The 23,392-nt window shown below is 39.5% G+C and carries 20 protein-coding genes; 7 read left to right on the top strand and 13 right to left on the bottom strand.

What is annotated here, in order from left to right:
* Positions 1 to 70 precede the first annotated feature (70 nt).
* A complete protein-coding gene (locus QMA08_RS11330) occupies positions 71 to 1,261 on the top strand; it encodes a class I SAM-dependent methyltransferase (protein ID WP_002961441.1) in 1,191 nt (396 codons plus the stop codon).
* A 30-nt stretch (positions 1,262 to 1,291) separates the two neighbouring features.
* On the opposite strand, the gene QMA08_RS11325 is transcribed toward QMA08_RS11330, so the two are convergent.
* From QMA08_RS11325 to QMA08_RS11275, 11 genes are all read right to left on the bottom strand, one after another.
* On the bottom strand, positions 1,292 to 1,588 hold the full coding sequence (locus tag QMA08_RS11325) for a PilZ domain-containing protein (RefSeq protein ID WP_149602406.1): 297 nt from the start codon (positions 1,586 to 1,588) through the stop codon (positions 1,292 to 1,294).
* A gap of 9 nt (positions 1,589 to 1,597) precedes the next feature.
* A complete protein-coding gene (locus QMA08_RS11320) occupies positions 1,598 to 1,978 on the bottom strand; it encodes a response regulator (protein ID WP_024597850.1) in 381 nt (126 codons plus the stop codon).
* 75 nt (positions 1,979 to 2,053) lie between these two features.
* Positions 2,054 to 5,941 (bottom strand): ATP-dependent RNA helicase HrpA, encoded by a 3,888-nt coding sequence (gene hrpA / locus QMA08_RS11315; protein WP_290174538.1) that lies wholly within the window; start codon positions 5,939 to 5,941, stop codon positions 2,054 to 2,056.
* 194 nt (positions 5,942 to 6,135) lie between these two features.
* Entirely contained in the window at positions 6,136 to 7,167 is a 1,032-nt protein-coding gene (locus QMA08_RS11310) for an isoaspartyl peptidase/L-asparaginase (RefSeq protein ID WP_290174537.1), read from the bottom strand.
* 127 nt (positions 7,168 to 7,294) lie between these two features.
* Entirely contained in the window at positions 7,295 to 7,999 is a 705-nt protein-coding gene (locus tag QMA08_RS11305) for a SapC family protein (RefSeq protein ID WP_024597622.1), read from the bottom strand.
* 336 nt (positions 8,000 to 8,335) lie between these two features.
* A complete protein-coding gene (gene pgl / locus QMA08_RS11300) occupies positions 8,336 to 9,046 on the bottom strand; it encodes a 6-phosphogluconolactonase (protein ID WP_149602404.1) in 711 nt (236 codons plus the stop codon).
* A gap of 2 nt (positions 9,047 to 9,048) precedes the next feature.
* On the bottom strand, positions 9,049 to 10,521 hold the full coding sequence (zwf, locus tag QMA08_RS11295) for a glucose-6-phosphate dehydrogenase (protein ID WP_024597624.1): 1,473 nt from the start codon (positions 10,519 to 10,521) through the stop codon (positions 9,049 to 9,051).
* A gap of 270 nt (positions 10,522 to 10,791) precedes the next feature.
* On the bottom strand, positions 10,792 to 12,438 hold the full coding sequence (gene pgi / locus QMA08_RS11290; RefSeq protein WP_290174536.1) for a glucose-6-phosphate isomerase: 1,647 nt from the start codon (positions 12,436 to 12,438) through the stop codon (positions 10,792 to 10,794).
* A 400-nt stretch (positions 12,439 to 12,838) separates the two neighbouring features.
* Positions 12,839 to 15,094, bottom strand: a complete 2,256-nt coding sequence (locus QMA08_RS11285) for an aminotransferase class V-fold PLP-dependent enzyme (protein ID WP_290174535.1) — start codon at positions 15,092 to 15,094, stop codon at positions 12,839 to 12,841.
* Between the two features lie 135 nt (positions 15,095 to 15,229).
* Positions 15,230 to 16,306 carry an AI-2E family transporter gene (locus QMA08_RS11280; protein WP_182682122.1) on the bottom strand — a complete coding sequence of 359 codons (1,077 nt, stop codon included), beginning with the start codon at positions 16,304 to 16,306 and terminating at the stop codon, positions 15,230 to 15,232.
* On the bottom strand, positions 16,299 to 16,517 hold the full coding sequence (locus QMA08_RS11275) for a hypothetical protein (RefSeq protein WP_290174534.1): 219 nt from the start codon (positions 16,515 to 16,517) through the stop codon (positions 16,299 to 16,301). Before QMA08_RS11275 ends, QMA08_RS11280 begins: the two co-directional genes overlap by 8 nt.
* Before the next feature lie 145 nt (positions 16,518 to 16,662).
* Between QMA08_RS11275 and QMA08_RS11270 the strand changes: the two genes are divergently transcribed.
* The 5 genes from QMA08_RS11270 to QMA08_RS11250 are packed head-to-tail and all read left to right on the top strand — an operon-like array spanning position 16,663 to position 20,182.
* Positions 16,663 to 17,328, top strand: coding sequence for a hypothetical protein (locus QMA08_RS11270; protein ID WP_024597628.1), 666 nt, complete (start codon positions 16,663 to 16,665; stop codon positions 17,326 to 17,328).
* Between the two features lies 1 nt (position 17,329).
* Positions 17,330 to 18,787, top strand: a complete 1,458-nt coding sequence (locus QMA08_RS11265; protein WP_290174533.1) for a M48 family metalloprotease — start codon at positions 17,330 to 17,332, stop codon at positions 18,785 to 18,787.
* Positions 18,788 to 18,840: 53 nt separating this feature from the next.
* On the top strand, positions 18,841 to 19,188 hold the full coding sequence (arsC, locus tag QMA08_RS11260; RefSeq protein WP_024595681.1) for an arsenate reductase (glutaredoxin): 348 nt from the start codon (positions 18,841 to 18,843) through the stop codon (positions 19,186 to 19,188).
* Positions 19,188 to 19,742, top strand: a complete 555-nt coding sequence (gene wrbA / locus QMA08_RS11255; RefSeq protein WP_024595680.1) for an NAD(P)H:quinone oxidoreductase — start codon at positions 19,188 to 19,190, stop codon at positions 19,740 to 19,742. The genes arsC and wrbA overlap by 1 nt, the downstream gene beginning before the upstream one ends.
* Complete coding sequence (locus QMA08_RS11250) at positions 19,739 to 20,182, top strand: DUF2069 domain-containing protein (RefSeq protein ID WP_290174532.1); 444 nt, start codon at positions 19,739 to 19,741, stop codon at positions 20,180 to 20,182. The genes wrbA and QMA08_RS11250 overlap by 4 nt, the downstream gene beginning before the upstream one ends.
* Before the next feature lie 84 nt (positions 20,183 to 20,266).
* On the opposite strand, the gene QMA08_RS11245 is transcribed toward QMA08_RS11250, so the two are convergent.
* A complete protein-coding gene (locus QMA08_RS11245) occupies positions 20,267 to 21,604 on the bottom strand; it encodes an ankyrin repeat domain-containing protein (RefSeq protein ID WP_182672817.1) in 1,338 nt (445 codons plus the stop codon).
* A 357-nt stretch (positions 21,605 to 21,961) separates the two neighbouring features.
* Positions 21,962 to 22,555 (bottom strand): ABC transporter substrate-binding protein, encoded by a 594-nt coding sequence (locus QMA08_RS11240; protein WP_024595677.1) that lies wholly within the window; start codon positions 22,553 to 22,555, stop codon positions 21,962 to 21,964.
* 245 nt (positions 22,556 to 22,800) lie between these two features.
* Here QMA08_RS11240 and QMA08_RS11235 point away from each other — a divergent pair, with 245 nt between their 5' ends.
* Positions 22,801 to 23,337, top strand: a complete 537-nt coding sequence (locus QMA08_RS11235) for an acyloxyacyl hydrolase (RefSeq protein WP_138489347.1) — start codon at positions 22,801 to 22,803, stop codon at positions 23,335 to 23,337.
* The last annotated feature ends 55 nt before the right edge of the window (positions 23,338 to 23,392 follow it).

Raw genomic sequence — 23,392 nt, 5'->3', positions numbered from 1 at the left:
AAACATTCATTGTATGTTGCTCCTCGCTTGACTAAAATACAGCGCTTATTTATTACTACTGAGAAGCCTTATGTCATCTGCCGTTTACCTACAAGCTGGTCGCGATAAATCATTAAAAAGAAAACACCCTTGGTTATTTTCAAAAGCCATCAAAAAAATTAAAGGTAAACCTGGATTAGGCGACACAGTAACGATTCACGACAGCGAAGGTAAGTTTTTAGCAACTGCTGCATATAGCCCTCACTCACAAATTCGTGCACGTGTTTGGAGCTTTGACGAAAAAGAAGTCATCGATCAACACTTTTTTGAACGCCGTTTACGTCGCTCATTAGAAGCCCGTAGCCAAGTTATTGAAGAAGGCGGATTAACAGGGTTTCGCTTATGCGCTGCTGAGTCTGATTACTTACCAGGCGTTACAATAGATAAATTTGACAACGTATTAGTGTGCCAGCTATTAAGCGCCGGTGCCGAGCGCCATAAAGGCGAGATTGTAGGCGCCTTGATGTCTATTTTCCCCGGCTCTAGCATATATGAACGTTCTGACGTAGATGTACGTACTAAAGAAGGCTTAGAACCAATTAAAGGCGCACTTTGGGGCAATGAACCAAAAGAGCCTGTGCTTATTGAAGAAAACGGCTTAAAAATCGAAGTTGATATAATTGAAGGTCACAAAACAGGATTTTACTTAGATCAGCGTGACAGCCGTGCTGCACTTGAGCGCTTCTCAAAAGGTAAAACTGTCCTTAACTGCTTTAGTTACACAGGTACATTCTCGTTGTATGCCCTGCGTGGTGGATGTGAGCATGTAACTAACGTAGATGTATCGCAACCCGCTTTAGATACAGCAAAGCGTAATGTTGAGCATAATAACTTAGATTTAAACAAAGTGAGCTTTGTTAAGCAGGATGTATTTAAATTATTACGCCAATACCGCGACGAAGGTAGACAGTTTGATACCATCGTAATGGACCCACCAAAATTTGCTGATAATAAAGCGCAGTTAACGGGAGCGTGTCGTGGCTATAAAGATATCAACATGATTGCCATGCAAATACTAAAACCAGGCGGAACACTATTAACATTCTCATGCTCTGGTTTAATGGAACAAAACTTGTTTCAAAAAGTAGTAGCCGATGCAGCACTTGATGCAGGTAAAGACCTACTGATAATGGAGCGATTAAACCAGGCAGCCGATCACCCAATTGCTGGCAGCTACCCTGAAGGCTTTTACTTAAAAGGCTTAATCTGTAAGGTTTTTTAATATCTACTATTGAGTTTAACTGAATTCGATTTAGTTAAACTCAATGATTTCAAGACCTGCTGTTACCGTGCCATCATCTTCTTTGCTGGCACGTATTACTTTTGCAGTTGCATTTAAAGGCGCAATACTTGGATGAGTCGAATCAATGTTCACCGTCAGTAAGGTATTAGGTTCAAGCAATTCATCTAAATGAATTGATAAACCTGTTGCACTTAAATCCACGCACTCTGCGGCAAAATTTAAACCCGCTATTGGTTCTATCGTTGTTAAATTTGCAGGCGTGTTAATCTGCATGCGTCTAAAATTTCGCTTATCATCAGTAAACATATGTTACCTCTAAACAACCGTGTTAATTTCTTCCAACAAAGCACCCACTGAAAATGGCTTTACAACATACGCGTTACAACCAGCATCAAACCCTGCTTGTTTTTCAGATGGGGACTCTAGGCCCGATACCATAACAACAGGAATATTTTTTGTTTCAGGTGTGTGCTTCAGCATTCGGCATGTATCATAACCATCAAGACCAGGCATACAAACATCAAGCAAAATTATATCTGGCGGACTCGCAATTGCTGATGCAAGGCAGCTTTGCCCTGAATCTGCGTAACTAACATCAAATTTCGACGCTAGTGCGGCTTTGAGCATTTCAAAATTAAAATACTCGTCATCTACCACTAAAAGTCGCTTTGTTTTATGTTCAATCGATGAGGACATAACTATGTCGCTTCCTTTTCAAAACAAAAATAAATCCTTCTATTAAGGTACTAAGCTTAATAGAAAATGCAAGTTTTATTCTATCTCTTTTATCGCATTAAGTACCCGCTTGGCTGAAATTGGGTAAGGCGTTCCTAGTGTTTGAGCAAATAACGACACTCTAAGCTCCTGTTGCATCCAAAAAATAGCGGTTACCTCTTGTGGTATAGGCAACCCTTTAGGCGTTTTATTAACTACTTTTTTATACTCTTGCGCAACTTTATCTAGCTCTAGTACGCATAACCTATCACGATTTGGATCCACAGGCAGCTTTTCTAAACGTTTTTGAATCGCTTTTAAATAACGAATTAAATCCGCTATTTTATCTGCGCCATGCGCGCTCACAAAACCTTTAAATATAAGTGACTCAAGCTGTGACTTAATATCGCCGTGCGCGGTTATCATGGTTAAATCAACGCGCCCTTTCATTTTTTTATGCAGCGCATGAGCAATACTTAATACTTGCTCAACTTGCGTTGCAATCGATACAACGGCATCGCCCAGCTCACCGCGTATTTGCTCTTTTACTGTTTCAAATGCTTTTTCGTCGCGTATATCACCGTGTTTTACTAATAAGCTATCGACACCTGCGGCTATACAGTCATCAATTAAATCAGCTATTTTACCAAATGGATTAAAGTACAAACCCAGCTTTGCTTTATTCGGTAAGTTTTGTTGTAAATACTTAATTGGCGATGGCACATTTAATAACACTAAACGGCGCAAACCTTGTTTATGTGCTTGCTGCGCTTTTGCTTCGTTATCAAACAGCTCCACTGCAGCGGCTGATTTTTTATCCACCAACGCAGGGTATGCTTTTATCTCATATTGACCTTGCTTTTTAACGTATGAAGCGGGTAACTCACCAAAATCCCATTGTGTTAGGTCTGATTTTTCAATGCCTTTATCGGCTACTTTAGAGAGTGTTTCGGTTACTTCACCTTGCAGCTCTGCTTTAAGTTTGGCTAAATCAAGTCCACGAGCAAGTAACTTATCGTGTTCATCACGTACTTCAAACTGCAATCTTAAATGCGGTGCAAGCGCGGTTAAATCCCATGCCTCTGGATCAACTTTTACACCTGTCATTCTCAATAAACGCGTCGTTAATGCATCAATTAAGCTCCCTTGCATTGGCTCAATAGCTGCCAGCACTGCATCAGCATAGTTTGGTGCTGGCACAAAATTACGACGAAGCGATTTAGGCAATGACTTTATAAGTCCACTTATTAGCTCATGCCTAAATGCTGGTATGTGCCAGTCAAAACCACTTTCTTGGACTTGATTCAACAGCGCGACCGGTATTTGTACCGCAACTCCATCAACTGCTTGGCCTGGGTCGAAATGATAAGCAAGCGGCAATATAATATTGTCTTGCTGCCATGTGTCAGGGTAGTCAAACTCAGTGATATTACTTGCACCATGCTGCATTAACTCTTCACGAGTCATGTGTAAGTAATGCTTATTTTGTTGTTTTTGTGTTTTATACCATTTTAAAAATGCAGCGCGGTTATTAATTTCTTTGGGTATTTTTTTATCGTAAAACTCAAATAACGTTTGCTCATTAACTAAAATATCACGACGACGTGACTTATTTTCCAGAACTTGAATATCTTCTATTAGCTCACGGTTAAACGCTAAAAAGCCCTCGTTTAAGCCCAGTTCTTGCTCAACTAATGCAGTGCGCACAAAAAGCTCTCGACTCACTTTAGGGTCTATGTTGCTATAAACACAGCGGCGTTTATTTACAACAAGTAAGCCGTATAAAGTTTGCTGTTCAAACGCGATTACCGCACCTGGCTTTTTCTCCCAATGAGGTTCTGTGTAACTACGTTTAACTAAGTGCTGTGCTAATGGTTCTACCCAGTTAATGTCTATTTTTGCATTTGTGCGGGCATATAATTTACTGGTTTCTACCAGCTCCGCTGACATGATCCATTTAGGGCTCTTTTTAAATAAACCTGAACCCGGAAAAATATGAAACTGACTATTACGTGCGCCTTTGTATATTTGTTTTTCATCTTTAAAGCCAATATGGCTTAGCATCCCGCTTAACAACGCTTTGTGAACAAGTTCGCCATCAGCCGCTTGGCTGGTTGCTTTCATGCCCATTTCGTTACACACAGTACTTATTTGATAAACAATATCTTGCCATTCACGCAGGCGCATATAGGCTAAGAAGTCTTTTTGACACAGCTTTCTAAATTGGCTATTAGTAAGCTCGCTTTGCTGCTCTTCTAAGTAATTCCATAAGTTTAAAAAAGCGATAAAATCAGAATCTGGATCATCAAAACGACCGTGCTTTTCATTGGCAGCCGCACGTTTTTCCTGTGGGCGTTCACGTGGGTCTTGAATGGACAACGCCGCCACAATAATAATCACTTCACGCAATGCGCCAAGTTTATGGGCTGTTAGCACCATTTTTGCTAAACGTGGGTCAACGGGTAATCGACTAAGCTCCCTGCCCGATTGCGTTAGGCTGGTTTTACTATCGCGTTTAGCTGGTTTTACAGCTTGTAGCTCTTCAAGCAATGTTAGGCCATCATTAATATTGCGGCTATCTGGCGCTTGTACAAACGGAAATTGCGCCATATCACCAAGCCCTAGCGCCAACATTTGTAAAATAACAGACGCAAGGTTAGTACGCAGTATTTCAGGGTCGGTAAACTCTGGACGTGATAAAAAATCATCCTCAGAGTACAACCTAATACAAATACCCGCTTCAACACGTCCACAACGCCCCATACGCTGATTAGCGCTTGCTTGCGATATAGGCTCTATTGGTAAGCGCTGTACTTTTGTACGATAGCTGTAACGACTTATACGCGCAGTACCTGGGTCTATTACATAACGAATACCTGGCACGGTTAATGATGTTTCGGCTACGTTAGTCGATAAAATAATATGACGACGAGAATGCGGCGCAAATATACGGTTTTGCTCTGCGTTAGATAAACGCGAGTAAAGTGGCAATACATCGGTGTGTTTTAAATTACGCTTGCTAAGTGCATCTGCGGTATCGCGTATTTCACGCTCACCATTTAAAAATATGAGAATATCGCCAGGGCCTTCAGCGCACAGCTCATCAACGGCATCAAAAATACCTTGTAGCTGATCGCCCTCCGCTTCCATATCATCTTTATTAATATCAGTAATAGGGTTGTAGCGCACATCAACAGGGAAAGTACGACCCGATACTTCTATAATGGGCGCATCATCAAAGTGCTTTGAAAAACGCTCAGGATCGATAGTCGCTGAAGTAATTATTATTTTTAAATCAGGGCGTTTTGGAAGCAGGTTTTTTAAGTAACCTAAAATAAAATCAATATTTAAACTACGCTCATGCGCTTCATCAATAATAATCGTGTCGTATTGATTTAAAAAACGGTCTTGCTGAATTTCAGCCAGCAAAATACCGTCGGTCATTAATTTAATATACGTATTATTAGATACCTGATCGCTAAAACGAATTTTAAAGCCAACTTGCTGACCAAGTTCACACTTCATTTCTTCAGCAATACGATTAGCCACCGTACGCGCTGCTAATCGACGTGGTTGCGTATGACCAATTAAACCATCAACACCGCGACCAAGCTCTAAACACATTTTAGGTATTTGCGTTGTTTTGCCTGAGCCCGTCTCACCGGCAATAATAACCACTTGGTTATTTGCAATGGCGTCTTTAATTAATTCCTTTTTTTGACTTACCGGCAATTGCTCAGGGTAAGTCACTTTAGGGAGGCCAGCTAAGCGTTTATCGCGTAATTCTTGGCTACGGGTTATATCAGCCGCTATTTTTTCAAGCGCGTTGGCATGCTTGTTTTCATCGGTTATTTTTTTTACGCCATGTAAGCGTTTTTTGAAAATGAATTGATCTTTTTTTAAGCACGTTTTTAGCTCGCCAAACAACTGACCTAGGTTTACCACCCGCATACCTTATAAAATTAGTTAAAGAGCCGTAATTGTATCAAATTAAACGGCTGGGGTTAATCCTACAAAATGCATAACGCGGGGTTGTTTGTTATATAAACGCTGCTATTGAACTAAACTGTGAATAATAAATTTATTTTAAACAATTATTTTCAGGGCTAACTACATTGAATAAATTAAATGACGTTGGCTTATTCGTCACTAAAAATGCCCACGTAGGTCGCTTGCGTATTCGATTTACTTGCCCGATACATGCCAGAGGTATTAAACGGTAAGCTAATATTACCCTTTGTATCAATAATAATTACGCCGCCAGTGCCACCAATAGGCTTAAGCACGCCGTGTATAACTTCATCCCCTGCCTCAGCAATGGTTTTACCTTGATACTTAACTCGCGCACATATATCGCTTGCTACGTTATAGCGAATAAAGTATTCACCATGCCCTGTTGCCGATACCGCGCACGATTCATTTTCAGCAAATGTTCCGGCCCCAATTACCGGCGCATCCCCCACACGACCATAACGTTTTGCGGTCATACCACCTGTTGATGTACCTGCCGCTAAATTACCATTTTTATCAAGCGCCACTGCGCCAACCGTGCCCATTTTGTAAGAGTTAGGTAATGCTTTGTGCGCGGCTTGGTACTCTTTACTGGTTGCTTTGGCTTTATCTAATTTTTGTTTTGCTTTTAAAAGCGCTTTGTAGCGAGGCTCGGTATCAAATAAGTTATTTTCGACAAGCTCAACACCTTGCTCTTTAGCAAACTCTTCAGCGCCTTGCCCACTAAGCATTACGTGTACAGAGTTATCCATTACCAAACGCGCTAAGTTAATTGGGCTCTCAATATGCTTTACACCCGCAACTGCGCCTGCTTCACGGTTTCGACCATCCATTATGGATGCATCAAGCTCATGCCCGCCATCGTAGGTGTATACCGCTCCACGCCCTGCATTAAAATAAGGGGATTGCTCTAATACTGCAATTGCTGCAATCACCGCATCTAAGCTTTCGCCGCCTTGGTGTAATACTTCATAACCGGTCTCTACTGCTTGCGTTAATTTTGCCCGATACTCTTTTTCTTGAGCGGGTGTAAATCGTGCTTTTTCAATTGTCCCTGCCCCACCATGAATCGCAATGGCAAAAGGAGTCTCTGCAGCTAATGCACTATTGCTTAAAGCAACAAGGCTGCTCGCAAAAATGGCTAATAATGGTGTTTTCATAATGAGTTCTTTTATGGGGAAGTTATAAACCAATGTGAATGGTTACGGACTTAATTTCAACTAAAGTGAGTTTAATGGCATAAAAAAAGCGCCTTAAGGCGCTTTTTAAAATTTTACGTGTTTGTAATTAAGCTTGTTTAGCTTTTAAACGCGCTAAACGTGCTACTTGGTGAGTAGACGTTAAGAACGAGTAAATTGGTGCTAAGTAACCACGTTTACGAAGCTCTAAGAAATCAGCATCGCTTAACTCGTTTAGTTTTTTCTCATCGATAAGGTAAATACCGTTGATGTCTTTTTTCTCGCCTTTAATGTCTACTGTTAGCGTTTGCGCAATTAGTAGCTCTTTATCAGCAAGGAATTTAGTGAACGCTTCAGTTACTTGAGAAAACTCAATAAATGATACTAGCGCTTCTTTACGACGTTTTAGGTAATCTGTTTCTTCGCCGTTTTCAAATAATGCGTTACCTTCGTCTTCACCAACAAGCGCACTTGCTTCGTCAATTACGATACCGTATTGATCTTGATCTGGGTGTTTAACTAAACCAAGTGGGTAACGAGTAGATGCCATAGGTGCAAATGCTGCAGTCCATTTACCATCTTCTACAAAAAGGTTTTCGCCTGGCTCTAAGCCAAACATAGCAACTGCTTGAAAAGTGCCGGTTTCGTTATTTTTAACGAATGACATTGGAAACTCGTTTGCTACACGTGCAAACTCATGTGCAACTACTGGCACTAAGTGTTGAGTTTTCATGAATTCTACATTGATGCCGTTTTGAATTTTAGTGTTGGCATGTTTTTCGTTGTGTAAAGGCTGTACTTGTTGCTCCGCCATGTTACTGCTCCGTTTATTTTAATTTATATGTTTCATTGTTAATGCCTTTAGGCTAATGCTTTTGAGCTAAAAAAGGAAGGGAAACTTTTATGACAACAACCATGAAAAAATAAAATTTAACTAAATCTGAACGTTGCTAAAAAACATACAGCTCAAACTCACAAATTTTGTTCAAAAACAACACACTTCGTGGTTGATTTTAATACAAACCAAAGTTGTTCATTAACATTGGTTAACAGTTCAAAGCTATTTTTTTGCAGTGTTTAGGCTTAAATTTAAGCAAATAAAAAAGGCCGCTTATATAAGCGGCCTTTAAAAGTTAAATTGGCATCTAAATTAAGGTGCCCAATATACTTCAATATTGATACTTGGATGGTTAAGCACAGCGCGTAGTGGCATGTCATTCACATCGCCGCCCGCTTTTGCTTGCTTATAAACAGCGAGTTTTTCTTCACCGCTAATTAAAAGCTTAACCACTTTAGATTGCGCAATGGCATTTAACGTAAGCGTCATTCTCTCGGTAATACTACCGGTTACTTCACTTTGTATCGCATTAATTGCACATACTGTTTGCTCAGTTGTTAAACCATGCTCTAAACCGTCTGCATTTGGGAATAACGACGCTGTATGGCCATCTGGGCCCATACCTAAAATAGTTACATCATATGGGCTTTTTAGCTCGCTATAAGCCGCTTCACACTCTTGTGCGCCCTGTTGAGCCGTTGCTGCAGCGTTCTTCATAGTAATAAAGTTGGCAGCACTACCATGATTTTGTAATAAAGTGCTTTTAATAAATGCTTCATTACTTTTTTCATGGCTTGGGTCTACCCAACGCTCATCAACCATAGCAACATCAACATGTTGCCAATCTAAATCAAGCGTTGATAAATGCTTATAAGCGGGCGCAGGAGACGAGCCGCCCGACACCATTAATACAGCACGGCCATCGTTTTTAATGCCATCACGTAATGATTGCTCAAGCGTTGCAGAAAGCTCAGCTGTTAACGCGTCTTTATCATCAAAAAACTTCTCAACTAGTGTTGCCATACTTATACCTTATCGCCTGTGTTAAACCATACATGATTGTTTTCTGCCAATAATTCATCAGCATCATCAGGTCCCCAGCTACCAGCACGGTAAAGCGCAGGCTTGCCTTTGTCTTGCCAACGGTCGATGATTGGATCAATCCACTTCCACGCTTGACGAACTTCATCACGGTGAATAAATAACGACGGGTTATCAGCAGCGGCATCAAGCATTAAACGCTTGTACGCATCTGAGTGGAAACCATTGCTGTAAGCTTGTGAAAGCTCAATATTCATTGTTACTGGCTCAAGTTGCATTTGAAGATTATCAAGGCGCTTAGACATAAGCGTTAGTTGAATTGTTTCCTCTGGCTGCAAACGAATAACAAGACGATTTGGCTCGATATTACCCACGTTATCTTCGTAGATATTGTGAGATACTTTTTTGTATTCAACCACAATTTCTGCACAGCGCTTAGCCATACGTTTACCCGTACGAAGGTAAAATGGAACACCTGCCCAGCGCCAGTTATCAATATGCGCGCGAATAGCTACAAACGTTTCTGTTTTACTAGAACCTTCATTTAGCTCTTCTAAGTAACCCGGTACAATTTTACCGTTTAAGTCACCTGGTACGTATTGACCACGAACAATATTTTCATCAACATCACCATCTACAAGCGGGCGAAGTGCTTCTAATACTTTTAGTTTTTCGTTACGAATGCTGTTAGCGTTAAGCTTATTAGGCGACTCCATTGCAACTAAGCAAAGTAGTTGTAATAAGTGGTTTTGAACCATGTCACGAAGTGCACCGGCTTTATCATAAAAACCAGCGCGGCTTTCAAGACCAACCGTTTCTGACAAGCTAATTTGAATATTATCAATAGATTTAGCATCCCACATATTTTCAAACAATGAGTTTGAAAAACGCAGCGCCATTAAGTTTTGTACTGTTTCTTTACCTAAGTAATGGTCAATACGGAAAATTTGTTCTTCATTAAAAAACTCTGCAATTTTTCCATTAATTGCTTCAGCAGAATCACCGCAATAACCAATTGGCTTTTCAACAACAACGCGCGATGTAGGTGTAATTAAACCTTTAGTCGATAATATTTCACAACATGTGCCGTAAACAGCAGGCGGAAGCGATAAATAAAACACGCGAGACTTAGTGCTTTCGTGCTCATCTAAAATGCCTTTTAGCACATCCCAGTTGTCGTCTGCTTCTGTAACATTACTTACCACTGGCACTAAAAAAGTAGAAAACGCTTTCCAATCTTTAGCGTTAAACTCACCTTTGCTTAAAAATTCTTGTAATGCTTTATGCGCTGTTTCTATGTATTCAGCACGTTTCGATTCTTCGCGCACTGTTGGTAGGATACGTGAGCCTTCAGGTAAATTACCTTCTTGATATGCTCTGTACATTGCAGGTAGCAATTTGCGTAACGCAAGATCACCACCGCCCCCAAAAATTATAATATCAAAAGGATTAAGCATAGTTACTCTCTACGTTGTGATACCCACTACATTTTAATAAATGCGCGGGTATGCCTATTTATTGCTAGATTAGATGGCTTTTATAGCTGTATTTAAATAAAAGCCTGCTGAATTGTTCTGTATCGATGATTTATTATTATTGTTTATCATTGCGCTAATTAAATGAGCCTTAGGGGCCCTGTATCTCCTCTCACAAAAATACAGACCCTAAGCACTCCAGCGCTACCCGTTCAAAGGTACTCGGTTTACTTACTTGCGTAAGCGAATTTTTTACTGCGTACGGTTTTGTTTATAGTACGCCATTAAGCCGTTTGTAGAACTATCATGAGCGTGTTTCACGCTATCATCAGTGAGTTCACTCTCAATTTTAGATGCTAAACCTTTACCCAGCTCTACACCCCATTGGTCAAACGAACATATTTCTAAAATAATGCCTTGGCAAAATATCTTATGCTCATACAGTGCAATTAAACGGCCCACTGTTTTAGCATCTACTGTATCTAATAGCATAGACGTTGTAGGACGATTGCCTTGATGAATTTTATGATTTAATAACTCATCAATCTCTGCTTGCGATTTACCCTTAGCGGTTAAATCAGCTGTAACTTGCGCTGCATCTACACCACTCATCATCGCTTCTGTTTGTGCAAAGAAGTTCGATAATAAAATATCGTGATGCTTATCAACATTCACTTGTGGCTTAACTGATGCAATAAAATCTGCAGGTACAATTACATTACCTTGGTGTAAACACTGATAAAATGCGTGCTGGCCATTAATACCCGTCATGCCCCAAATAATTGGAACCGTAGTATAAGGTACCGTTTCGCCTGCAAAGTTAACGTGTTTACCGTTACTTTCCATTTCGCCTTGCTGTAAATACGCAGGCAACATATGCAGTGCTTGATCGTACGGTAATATAGCTTGCGCTTTATAACCTAAAAAGCTCGTATTCCATACACTAAGCAATGCCATAATTAATGGTATATTTTGCTCAAACGGCGCAGATTTAAAGTGCTCGTCTATTTCAAACGCACCTTCTAAAATTGCTTCAAAGGCGTCGTAGCCTAAATATAAAGCAATTGGTAAGCCTATCGCACTCCAAAGTGAAAAGCGACCACCAACCCAATCCCACATAGTGAATACGTTTTCGTCGCTAATACCAAAGGCTGCCGTTTTTTCTAAATTTGTACTTACTGCAACAAAATGCTTTGCAATTGTACTTTCATCTTTTGTTGTTTGTAAAAACCAGTCAACCGCAGTTTTAGCGTTTGTCATGGTTTCTGACGTCGTAAATGTTTTTGACGAAACAACAAATAATGTTGTTTCAGGGTCAATGGCTTTTAATATAGACGAAATTTGTACACCGTCAGCATTAGATACGTAGTGAACATTTAACGTATCATCAGCAAGTGCTTTTAATGCCTCAGTTGCCATTTGTGGACCAAGGTTAGAACCACCAACACCAATACTTACAACATCTTTTACCGCTTTGCCGGTATAGCCTAACCATTTACCGCTACGAACTTTTTCTACAAACACTTTAATTTTAGCTAATTCGTTGTCTACGGCTTGTGTCACGTTTTCGCCATCAACAATTAATGGAGTGTGAGCACGATTACGAAGTGCCGTATGCAAAACTGAGCGGTCCTCAGTGATATTTATTTTTTCACCGCTAAACATTTTATCGCGCCACGATGCAATATCGCATTCTTTAGCAAGCGACATTAAGTTAGCAAAAACATCGTTATCAATAAGTTGCTTAGAATAGTCGAATAATACGCCTGGTACTTGAGTCGAAAACTGAGAAAAGCGCGTGTCATCTTGTGCAAATAACGTTTTTAGATGTGTTTGTTTCATCTTAGCTGCACTTTGTTCTAGTGCTTGCCAACTTGCTAGTTGCGTTCGGTTAGACATGGAAATATCCTCTATTTTTTTCAATCAATTGATTTAAAAATGTTTTTTATAAAAGCAAAGCTCTTAATACTACTTATTCACACTAAATTAAAGCGCAAATAGTATAACTAAAAATGCAAAAAAAGTGCTGTTTTTATAATTTTATGTGCAGATGATAACGCAATTTTTAGCTTTTGACACCGGTATCATAAAAATTTTATAAATTAATTTACCTGTAATTTTAAAGGCAACGGCATAGCTTAATCAATCAAAATGAAATATTAATGAATTTTTATAAGCGCTGCTAATTACTTTTCATAGTTATTCACTAATTACTGTAATTGTTTGCCTTACAAACAATTAAACCTTAAAAACAAAAAATCGGCTCTAAAGCCGATTTTGTATAAATTAAAATCTTTGCTTAATTACTAAGCGCTAGCCCACCACTTAGATTATAAACAGTTTTGTATCCTAGCTGCATTAAATTGCTCGCAGCAATCTTTGAGCGGTTACCACTGCGGCATAATAAAATATAGTTGTTATTTTTACTTAACTGCCCTTCAAATACCGCATTTGCCATTCTGCTAAGCGGTATATTTAATGTTTTTTCATCAAGTGTATTAAATAACTGAGCAACATTATTTGCTCCATGTTCATACGGCTCCCGAGTATCTATTAAATATGCATCGCTGGTGTTTAACATTGCTTTAGCCTCATCAAAATTTAATTGCTGTGTATCAATCTCAGTCAATGCATTTACATAACCACACAATTGCGTGTTATTTACTTGCTTTGAAGCGTCGTGCTGCTGCTTTTGTATAGTAAATTCATCAACTGAAATACTGCCGCTTACTAACGCATTGAGTAATGGCGTTTGGTTTTGTTGTACAGCCCAGTTCATGGCAAAACATTGTTGGTAGTCGTGCCCTGAGCAAATAATGCTGGTGCTATTAAGTTGCTCGCTTATTGCTAAAATAGAGCGTGCCATTGCTTTTGCATCCCCACCTATAAGCGATGTATTGCCAAGCCCTGCAGGCAAAATTAAATCACCACAAAAACAATAACGCATTTCGCCATTACTATTTTTTAATAAATAACTTACGCTATCTTTGCTGTGCCCAGGTGTCGCTACTTTTTCAAGTACGTCATTTGCTAAGCTAATACTTTTTGCATTTAGTGGCCAACCTAAAGCATCAACTTCACCTTTTACAACTCTTGATGCAAGAACACTGGTTAATAAATGAGTCGCTGACTCTCGCTCTTGATGCAGATGAGTATTAAGCACCGCTGATATAGTTAAGTTTTGTGTATTGGCTATTTTTTCAAAGCGCGGAATAAGCTCAACAATCGGGTCTATTATAACTGCGTGCTTATCATCGCTTACATAAAGCCAACTACATGCTCCTTGGTGCCTAAACTGAGTAAGGCCAAGTGCGCACACTTCTTGCTGTGGTGTAGTGCTATCAGATACAATTAAACAGTTAGCCTGTAGTATTGCTTTAAGAGCGCGAATCCGCACACAAGCATCATCAATATCGTGTTGTGTTGCTGCAGGTCCAAACGATAGCCTAATCGCGTTTTCGCTTTGCCACTTACTTGCACCCATTGCATCTAAAACAAAACTTGTAGATGCACCCGTACTACAAGCCGAACCACCACTTACGCGAATGCCCGCAGCATCAAATAAATCAATCACTTCTTTGCTCGTTAAATCGTTTACCGCAAAGTTAAGTGTGGTAGGCACGCTATAAGCAAAATCATGATTAAATGTAATATCGCCAAAGGTGTCTTTTATCGCGCTTTGTAACTGGCTTCGATAAGAGTTAAGTATGCTAATTGGTTTAAATGTATCGTCTGATTTATCAAGCAACATACTAAATAGTTTATTTAACCCTGCAATACCGGGTAGATTTTCGGTGCCTGAGCGCATTCCACTTTCTTGACCGCCACCCGCTATAAAAGGTGTGTACGCACTGCCACTACGAATATATAAAAAGCCAATACCCTTAGGTGCGTAAAGCTTATGCCCCGAAAAAGGAGCGTAATCAATAGTTGTATTACTCAGTGCGAGCGCTTGTTTACCGAGTGCCTGCACGCAATCCACCATCCACGATACATTTTTGTTACGGCTACGAATTACCTGCTCTATAGCGGGTAAATCTTGATATACACCGGTTTCGTTATTAACGGCCATGGTGCAAATCATCAAAGCGTTATTAATATGCTCTGCGATAAAATCTAAATCTAAAATACCGTTACTATCAACCGGAATAGCAAGCACCTGAGCATTAACGTCAAGTACGCTATTCCAGTGCTTGAGTGTATTTGGCACCGCTTTATGCTCAGTAGCGCCATATAATAATACAGGGTTTTTAATAGACTGCTTTTTAGCATTAATTAATGTAGAAACCACCGCAGTTTGAATACCCTCCGTTGCACCAGAGGTAAATAGGATATCGCCATTAGTTGCGCCAATAACCGTGCGTGCCTTTTGACGTGTTTGTTCTAATAAATGCTTGGCTTGAATACCTGTGATGTGCGGGCTTGAAGGGTTACCAAAACATATTTGCATGGTATGAGAAACAACATCAGCAATACAAGGCAACACAGGGGTCGTTGCATTTGCATCAAGGTAAACTTGTTTTACTGGCTCATCGTGCAATAAAAACTCAGACATTAAAAAACGCACCTTATTGCTAAAAAATATATCTTATTACCAATAGTACATAAATTTACAGGTAATGAGTAATAATCAATTAGCACTAGAGGTGCGTTTACTATGCTTTTTTAAACTAAAAGTCTGTTTGCTTAACTATTCAATGAGCTCTTTGCTGATCTCTTCGTGCGTTGACGACCAAGCTGTTATTAGCGCTTTTACTAATGAGGCCAACGGGATGGCAAAAAATACGCCCCAAAACCCCCATAAACCACCAAAAAATAATACCGCGACAATTATAAATACCGGATTTAAATCAACTGCCTCAGAAAACAACAGCGGTACAAGTACATTGCCATCAAGCGCCTGAATAATTCCATAAATAATTAAAATGGTCCAAAACTGCGTTTCTAATCCAAACTGAAACAGTGCAACTGCCGCTACCGGAATAGTGACGAGTGCCGCGCCAATAAATGGAATTAATACCGAAAAGCCAACAAGCACACCAAGTAAAGCTGCATAGCGCAAATCTAAAACAGTAAATGCAATGAAAGACACACCACCAACAATTAAAATCTCGAATACTTTACCGCGAATGTAATTCATAATTTGTTGGTTCATTTCGTTCCACACTTGTAAAATCAAGCGTCGTTGCTGCGGGATCAGTTTAGCTATACTCCCTGTCAGCTCCAGCTTATCTTTAAGCATAAAAAACACCAGTAACGGCACAAGTACCAAATATATAAGCCAAGCTACAACATCTTTTAAAGACGTAAGTGAAAACGATAATACCGCTTGACCAAACTCAATAATTTTAGCTTCTACGGTTGCAACAATTGCTTGTACTTGTTCTATATTAATTAAACTTGGGTATTGTTCAGGTAAAGCCATTAAATAAGACTTCCCCTGCTCTAGCATATGCGGTGTTTCTTGCACTAAGTTACTGGTTTGCTTCCAAAGCACTGGGCCAATAACTAAAATAAGGGTGAGCATAATGCTAATAAATATCAACATTACAATAATTGTTGCAGTAAAACGTTTTAAGCCAACACGCTCTAAATGAACAACCGGCCAATCTAGTAAATAAGCGATAACCAGTGCAACAAGCACAGGAACAATTAACGCGCCAAAAAAGTAAAGTAAGGCAACTGATACCAATAATAAAAATAATAAGGTAGACGAATGAGGATCCGAGAACTTCCTTTCGTACCATGTTTTTACGTATTCAAACATGTAATGGCTCCACTAATAACAACCCACGTTGTTTATCAAAATTGTAACTATAAGCATTTTTTTGCAAAAAACGTTCAATGTCGTTCGCACTTTCACCTCTATTAAGACTAAAAGTGATGCATTGTTTTGATGACTGTGCACTTCGAAGCGCAAGCTTAAACTGCACAAATTGCTGAGGACACTTAAACTCTTTTAAATTGCGCTCTACCATAACTACTTTATCCGTATAGTAAATGAATAATAAGTCGCATATTTACGGTCTACGTATTTATATACTCAAACCGTTGTAACTTTTTGTTAAAACAATTCCTGCAATAGTTTATCCTTATAACATAACTAGCAGTAAGGATAAGTTAATGCCTGGCACGCATAATAAAGCGCAACTACCAAGTAATCCAACACTCAAAGAGATTAATTGGTTTAAAAAGCAGATTAATTGGGGCGAACTACCTCCTTTTTATCACCTTGTTGCCTCATCAATAAGCGAATCAGAAGGAATTTTAGATCATGGGTTCGACAATGCAGTTAAACAACTTTTAGATAAACGCAATTGGAACTTAGATTTATTAGAAGGCTATGAAGATAACTTAGGTGAAATACATACCAAACATAAACCACGTATTGCGCTGCACCAAGTATTTACCGACAGAGGCTTTGAGCTATGGGCACAGCCTTATGCTAAAGATGTTATTGTTGATCAATACATAAAAAACAATCGCTTTATGGAATTTAGAGTGTGGGACCCACATTCAATGAAAAACTTGATCAGAATAAGTCAGTTACATAAGTTTATTGGCTTTTATTTTGAACGAGGCGACAAAGCAGATAAAGCCATTATTTTACATGCACACAAAGTAGTACATAAAATTATTACTTTTTTGCAGCGAGAATTGAACGTTGTAAAGCTTGATGGAGTCACAATAAAAGAACTGTACCAATTGTGCGAAAAAGACAGCCGTGCAAGCAGTGACGAAATAGACATAGCCAAAATTGCAATTGGCGAACAAATTAACAAGGAATAAAATGCAGCTAAAATCAGCATTTATCACTTTATGCAGTGCTGCGCTTACGTTTAGCTTATTAATAAGCGAACCTTTAAAAGCGCAAACCAACTTTACGCTTCCTGATTTAGGAACATCTGCATTACAAGCACTGCCACTCGAAAAAGAACAAGCCATTGGCGAAGTAATGATGATGCAAATACGAGGCTCATCACCAGTAATAAATGACCCAGTGCTTGATGAGTACCTCACAACTATTGGCCGTAAACTCGTTGCTAATGCTAATGACGTGCGCTTTCCGTTTTCGTTTTTTTGGATAAACAACTCAGAAATAAACGCGTTTGCCTTTTATGGCGGACACGTTGGTGTGCACACAGGGTTAATAGCTCAAGCCGATAACGAGAGTCAGTTTGCCTCAGTGCTTGGTCACGAAATTGCTCACGTGACACAGCGCCACTTAGCGCGAAGAATACAACAACAGCAAGATAACAGCGCGCTGACTATTGCCGGTATGATAGCCGGAATATTAGCAACCGTTGTTGCACCAGATGCGGGTATTGCGATTATATCTGCCAGCCAAACACAATCTGCTTTTAGTCAGTTAACGCATAGTCGCTCAGCCGAGCAAGAAGCTGACCGCATAGGCATGCAAACGCTTAACAATGCAGGCTTTGATGCACGTGCATCGAGCGAATTTTTAACTAAACTTGCCGCGCAAATTCGTTATAAATATAAACCACCTGCGTTTTTACTTACTCACCCATTACCAGAGAGCCGAGTATCTGATGTACGTTTGCGTGCAGAGCAATTTCCTGTGCGTCATATGAATGCCAGTCTTGAGTTTAATTTAGCTAAAAGCCGCGTGCTTGCGCGCTACGACAACAAACCAGAAAACGCCGAAGACCTATTTAGAAAACGACTACGCGAAAATAGCTACGATAACACCGCTTTAAAGTACGGTTTAGCTATTAGCTTACTTGATCAAAAAAAGCTTGATGAAGCAGCCCCAATACTAGATGAGCTTTTAAAAAACGATCCTAAAAACCTATTTTATATAGATACCCATACCGATTTACTCATCGCGCAAAAAAAGGCAGATGAAGCCGTAAAGTTTTTAGCTGATTTAAATCAGTATCGCCCTAATAATCAGGTAATTACGCTCAACTATGCCAACGCAGCACTTGAAGCTGAGCAATATGAACTAGCCGAAAATATTTTGAAGAGTTTTTTACTCGAAAAGCCAGATCATAATCTAGGCAAGCAACTTCTTGCTGATGCGTATAAAAAACAAGATAAATTAGCCTCATATCACGAAGCGAACGCCGATGTATTGGCTCAATACGGTGCTTATTTAAAAGCCGCAGACGAAGTACAAAAAGCACTTAACTTCGTAGAGCCAACCGAACTTGTAAAGCAACAACGTTTAAAAGCACTACTTACCCAGTATCGACTTTTACAAAAAGAGCTTGCAAGACTTTAAGTCTGCAAGCGCTTACCCTAAAATAGACGCAATTCACACTTTGGAATCATTTTATGTCTGTTACTATTTACCACAACCCACGTTGTTCTAAATCACGCGAAACACTAGCGCTACTGCAAAGTAAAGCGATAGAGCCAAGTGTTGTAGAGTATTTAAAAACCCCTCTTACTCACGAGCAAATTTCAACGCTTGTAATCCAACTTGGTTTTTCATCCGTACGTGAAATGATGCGCACCAAAGAAGATGACTACAAAGCGCTTAATTTGAAAGATGAAACAAATGAGGACGCACTTATTAACGCTATGGTTAAATACCCAAAATTGATTGAACGCCCTATCGTGGTTAATAACAATAAAGCAGCGATTGGTCGTCCACCAGAAAACGTACTAAGCGTTTTATAATGAGTGCAACCATAGTGGTGCTTTATCACTCAAGCCATGGCTCAGTTGAAGCGATGGCTCACGAGATAGCAGAGTCGATAGAGCAACAAGGTGCTAGTGCACTACTTCGCACCTTTGTGGCTAAAAATGCGCACGATATTGTGATCACCAAAGATGATTTAATAAATTGCGATGGTTTAGCATTTGGTACACCAACCCGATTTGGCATGATGGCCTCTCAAGCAAAAAGCTTTTGGGAAACCACCAGCGACTTGTGGCTAAAAGGCCAATTAATCGATAAGCCAGCGTGTGTATTTTCGTCATCAAGTAGTATGCATGGTGGAAATGAAGCAACCTTACTTAACTTATCTTTGCCACTATTACACCACGGCATGGTGCTTATGGGCGTGCCGTACGATGTACCCGAACTACTTGCAACACAAACCGGTGGAACACCATACGGTGCAACACACGTCGCTGGCAGCGCTAACAGTGCACAGCTAAGCAAAGACGAAATTAAAATATGCCAAAGCGTTGGTAAACGCCTTACTCACATTGCGAGAAAACTTAAATGACTACAGCTGACAGTCCAGCTAAAAAGCCGATTACGGTAAAATTTCAACGTGCAGCACTATTTGGCTATGTTGGTTTACTTGTTCTGATTCCTTTGTGGATGTATTTTGTACCCCCTCTAGACGGTAATACTAGTTGGGTGTCATTGTTTTTTCCTATCATTCCTTTACTGCTGCCGCTAAGAGGCATAATTCAAGACAACACATACACCTATGCGTGGGCTAACTTTATTGTAATGCTTTATTTTATCCACGGTCTTACCATGCTGTGGGCAGCACCAGATGAATTAATTTGGGTGTTGTTAGAACTGGTATTTGCATCATCTATGTTTATTGGCTGTACTTACTACGCAAGACATCGCGGACAAGAACAAGGTTTAAAAATCCGTAAGCTTAAAGAAGAATTAGCTGAAGAAAAAGCAGCAAATGAGCACGGTAAATAAGGCTTAACCATAAACGCTATATACAAAAAAACGCGCTTAAAGTAATTTAAGCGCGTTTTTTATTAACTGTTTAAAACTAGCTAGCTAAACTAAATCGCTCAAGGCTGCTAGCACCACAATACTCGCCAACCCTATTTGAGCAATTAAGCTAATAAACGAAAAGCCCCTAAGCACAAATAAACCCCAAGGGTGTTTAATATGTGGATATAGCGCACAGCGTTTTAAAGTGGTCGCAAAGAAAAAACAAATCACTGCAGTCATAGTTAAACCCAGCGTCAGCTCACTTTTAATTGAGAGGGTTTCATCAAAAAAGAAGAACAACTGTAAAGGCAGCAATATAGTCACAATAGCATGTAGCACATGCACTTTTTTAATGCGATCGAACTGCCCTTCTGGCGAAAGTTCTTTAATACCAAAGTCACGCTCTAAACATTTAACTAAGTTATTAGCTTTAATACTCACCGCTAAACGGTAACAGCTTAAACCTTCTTTATTACGTGCTCTAAAATCGTATCCGGCTTTAATAAGCAGCACCATTAACGACTCATTTTTAGCAAACACAGCATAATGAAGCGCAGTATTACCTAAGTTATCTGTCGCTTTTTTGTCTTGCTTTGCCAGTAGCGTTTCAACCACATTTACAAAGCCTTTTTCGGCGGCCCACATAAAGGCTGTTTTATTGTTTTCATCAGCAAGTACACCAGTAGCGCCTTGTTCAATAAAACGCATAGCCATTGTTTGCTTAGCTGTTTTTTTACGTAAGTGAGTAAGCAAAGCTTTTTCTAAGAGAACAACAGAGTCAACATCAGGAGAAACCTGCGTAAGCAGCGTAAAATAGTCTTTACCCGCAGCTACTTTTTCGCTGGCAAGTTCACAAAGAGTATCCAAGTCAGCAATAGACTCTGGAATAAACGCACTTAGGCGCTCTCTAAAATCAACTTCTTTCCAAAGCGCTAATGTGTCCTTTGCCGAGAGTTTACTTTTATTATTTAACGCATGCTCAATTAAGGTGAAGTAGCGTTTACTAAAAAATAAATCAACTAAAGACAGTGGCGTATCTATGGTATTTTGTGCAGCCACGCTTGCGTATTTTTCAAGGCGCTGGCACAGCATAAGTACTAAGCTTTCAGGGGTGTATTCATTATCGTAGTAATGGCTTTTAACCGCACTAATATACGCTTGTGCGTCTTCGTCATATTCAGAGATATGTTGAAAGTAACATTCTTCAAATGGCTCCAGCGGGGTTAGCCATGCCAAATAATAAATAGGTGGCAGCACGGTGGTGCATACACCATCGTCTTCATTTGTAGAACGACAAGCAGGCCAAGCTTCCAAAGCATCTAAAATAAAGGCACCGTTTTGTTCTACTAGTCCTTTAATAAGTAATGGGTATTCCTTTGGCCAAATCAGTACATTTTCCATTAAAACAACACAACTCCAGTGTGGCTTGGGGGTGGTAAGTTATATCAGTTTTAAGCTGACACCACGCTTAATCAAAGTGCCGATATTCTAGCACACCTTTGTTTTGCTGCTAGCGCAAAATTACGCAATAACAACAATCCTTTAGGATTATAACAATTCGCTTAATTAAGTGATTTATTTTGAGGTAGAAAACCGTGTGATAGCAAGGCAAAAATTTCATTATTTAGTTGTTCTAAATGATTAACTATTACTGTGGATTGGTATTGTACTTAGCAAAAATATAAAAACGGCCAAGTACATAAGTAATTGGCCGTTTTTGAGGTTGGAGTTGGGCTTAATCAGAGCCAGACAAATAGTCTATTTACTTTTTAACTCGCTAATAACTTGCTCTAAACCCACATCAGAAATGCGTTGAATAATCTCTTTTTGTTTAGCACTTAATAGTGAAATGCCTTCAGCAACAATATCGTATACTTTCCACTCATTGTTTTTACCTAAACGAAGCTTAAAGCTTAAGTCGATAGTAGGCGCATTTGGCTCAATAATTTGCGTATTAACTGTTGCGTACTCAGAGTCACTTTTTGCGTTATTACGCTCAAATACTACTTTTTGACCCGTGTACTTCATTAGTGCACCGGCGTATGTGCCTGTTAAGTAATGCTCTACTGCATCTATAAATTGAACAGCTTGCTCGCGCTCAATACCTTTAATGTGTTTACCTAATAATTTAAACGACACAAACTTAACGTCAATATGTGGCATTAAACGTTTTTCAACAATGGCAGCCATCGCGTCTTTGCTGGCTGTACCTTTTGAGTTTACTTGGCCAATATCTGCAAAAAGCTTGTCGGCTACCGATTCAAGTAACTGATCTGGTGATTGCTGAGCTTGTGCAAATAACGAACTGCTAAAAAAAGCAGTGGCTAAAACGAATAGTTTAAAGAGTTTCATAATTGTATATGTCTGTGTGATTAAGATGGCTGTAATTTACGCGAACTATACGCAATAAAAAAGGCACAAATAAGCAACTTATTAATGCCCAATTAGCACCAATCAAATAAATAAAATAAATTCAAGCAGTTAGAAAATTCCATTAACAGCTCATATACAACCGGCATTTTGTCCTCATTGTAATTGTTAACAGGCCGCCCTTATCATTTAGTTATCAACTTAAATCAAACAAACATTTGGCACCTATGAAAACGTCACTTAAAACACTTATTATCTCTTTTGTATTAGTAGTTTCACTTTTTGGCAAGCTTGCTTTTGCTCAATCGGACCACGGTTATGCCGTTGACTTTCTCAAAGGCGAAGGTAACGTAAACGGCGTTAAGCTTGCGTATCAGTATCATGCACCTGGTATGCAAAACATTATTGGTGATGCACGCTTTTACTTTGAAACCAGCGTAAACATGTGGGAATACCGCCACGGCGATGAAACACAATCAAACCTAGTACTTGCTATGTCACCTGTACTACAATTTCCTGCTTTTAGTTTTAACAACACCCCATTTTATGTAGAAGCAGGCATTGGTGTATCACTGATTGATGAAACGCAGTTTGCCGGTAAAAACATAAGTACTCACTACCAGTTTGAAGACCGCATAGGCCTTGTAGCCGATTTTGGTCATACTAACGTTGCCCTTAGAGTTATTCACTATTCAAACGCAGGCTTTAAAGAGCCAAACCCTGGGCTTAACTTTTTAACGCTTTCGGTAGCGAGACGTTTTTAACGTTATTGATTGTATTTTGAGTAATTTAATTGCTGTTATAGCGTAAAACGGTCAC

Source organism: Pseudoalteromonas sp. APC 3355, assembly GCF_030407615.1.
Classification (GTDB): domain Bacteria; phylum Pseudomonadota; class Gammaproteobacteria; order Enterobacterales; family Alteromonadaceae; genus Pseudoalteromonas; species Pseudoalteromonas distincta.
The sequence above is the reverse complement of the archived record's forward strand: the minus strand, read 5'-3'. Positions and strand labels throughout refer to the sequence as shown.

Bases quoted from the DNA above. Each gene is read 5' to 3' on its own strand.
- QMA08_RS11330 (WP_002961441.1), top strand. From the start codon at position 71: ATGTCATCTGCCGTTTACCTACAAGCTGGTCGCGATAAATCATTAAAA.
- QMA08_RS11325 (WP_149602406.1), bottom strand. From the start codon at position 1,588: ATGTTTACTGATGATAAGCGAAATTTTAGACGCATGCAGATTAACACG.
- QMA08_RS11320 (WP_024597850.1), bottom strand. From the start codon at position 1,978: ATGTCCTCATCGATTGAACATAAAACAAAGCGACTTTTAGTGGTAGAT.
- QMA08_RS11310 (WP_290174537.1), bottom strand. From the start codon at position 7,167: ATGAAAACACCATTATTAGCCATTTTTGCGAGCAGCCTTGTTGCTTTA.
- QMA08_RS11305 (WP_024597622.1), bottom strand. From the start codon at position 7,999: ATGGCGGAGCAACAAGTACAGCCTTTACACAACGAAAAACATGCCAAC.
- pgl (WP_149602404.1), bottom strand. From the start codon at position 9,046: ATGGCAACACTAGTTGAGAAGTTTTTTGATGATAAAGACGCGTTAACA.
- zwf (WP_024597624.1), bottom strand. From the start codon at position 10,521: ATGCTTAATCCTTTTGATATTATAATTTTTGGGGGCGGTGGTGATCTT.
- pgi (WP_290174536.1), bottom strand. From the start codon at position 12,438: ATGTCTAACCGAACGCAACTAGCAAGTTGGCAAGCACTAGAACAAAGT.
- QMA08_RS11285 (WP_290174535.1), bottom strand. From the start codon at position 15,094: ATGTCTGAGTTTTTATTGCACGATGAGCCAGTAAAACAAGTTTACCTT.
- QMA08_RS11280 (WP_182682122.1), bottom strand. From the start codon at position 16,306: ATGTTTGAATACGTAAAAACATGGTACGAAAGGAAGTTCTCGGATCCT.
- QMA08_RS11275 (WP_290174534.1), bottom strand. From the start codon at position 16,517: ATGGTAGAGCGCAATTTAAAAGAGTTTAAGTGTCCTCAGCAATTTGTG.
- QMA08_RS11270 (WP_024597628.1), top strand. From the start codon at position 16,663: ATGCCTGGCACGCATAATAAAGCGCAACTACCAAGTAATCCAACACTC.
- QMA08_RS11265 (WP_290174533.1), top strand. From the start codon at position 17,330: ATGCAGCTAAAATCAGCATTTATCACTTTATGCAGTGCTGCGCTTACG.
- arsC (WP_024595681.1), top strand. From the start codon at position 18,841: ATGTCTGTTACTATTTACCACAACCCACGTTGTTCTAAATCACGCGAA.
- wrbA (WP_024595680.1), top strand. From the start codon at position 19,188: ATGAGTGCAACCATAGTGGTGCTTTATCACTCAAGCCATGGCTCAGTT.
- QMA08_RS11250 (WP_290174532.1), top strand. From the start codon at position 19,739: ATGACTACAGCTGACAGTCCAGCTAAAAAGCCGATTACGGTAAAATTT.
- QMA08_RS11245 (WP_182672817.1), bottom strand. From the start codon at position 21,604: ATGGAAAATGTACTGATTTGGCCAAAGGAATACCCATTACTTATTAAA.
- QMA08_RS11240 (WP_024595677.1), bottom strand. From the start codon at position 22,555: ATGAAACTCTTTAAACTATTCGTTTTAGCCACTGCTTTTTTTAGCAGT.
- QMA08_RS11235 (WP_138489347.1), top strand. From the start codon at position 22,801: ATGAAAACGTCACTTAAAACACTTATTATCTCTTTTGTATTAGTAGTT.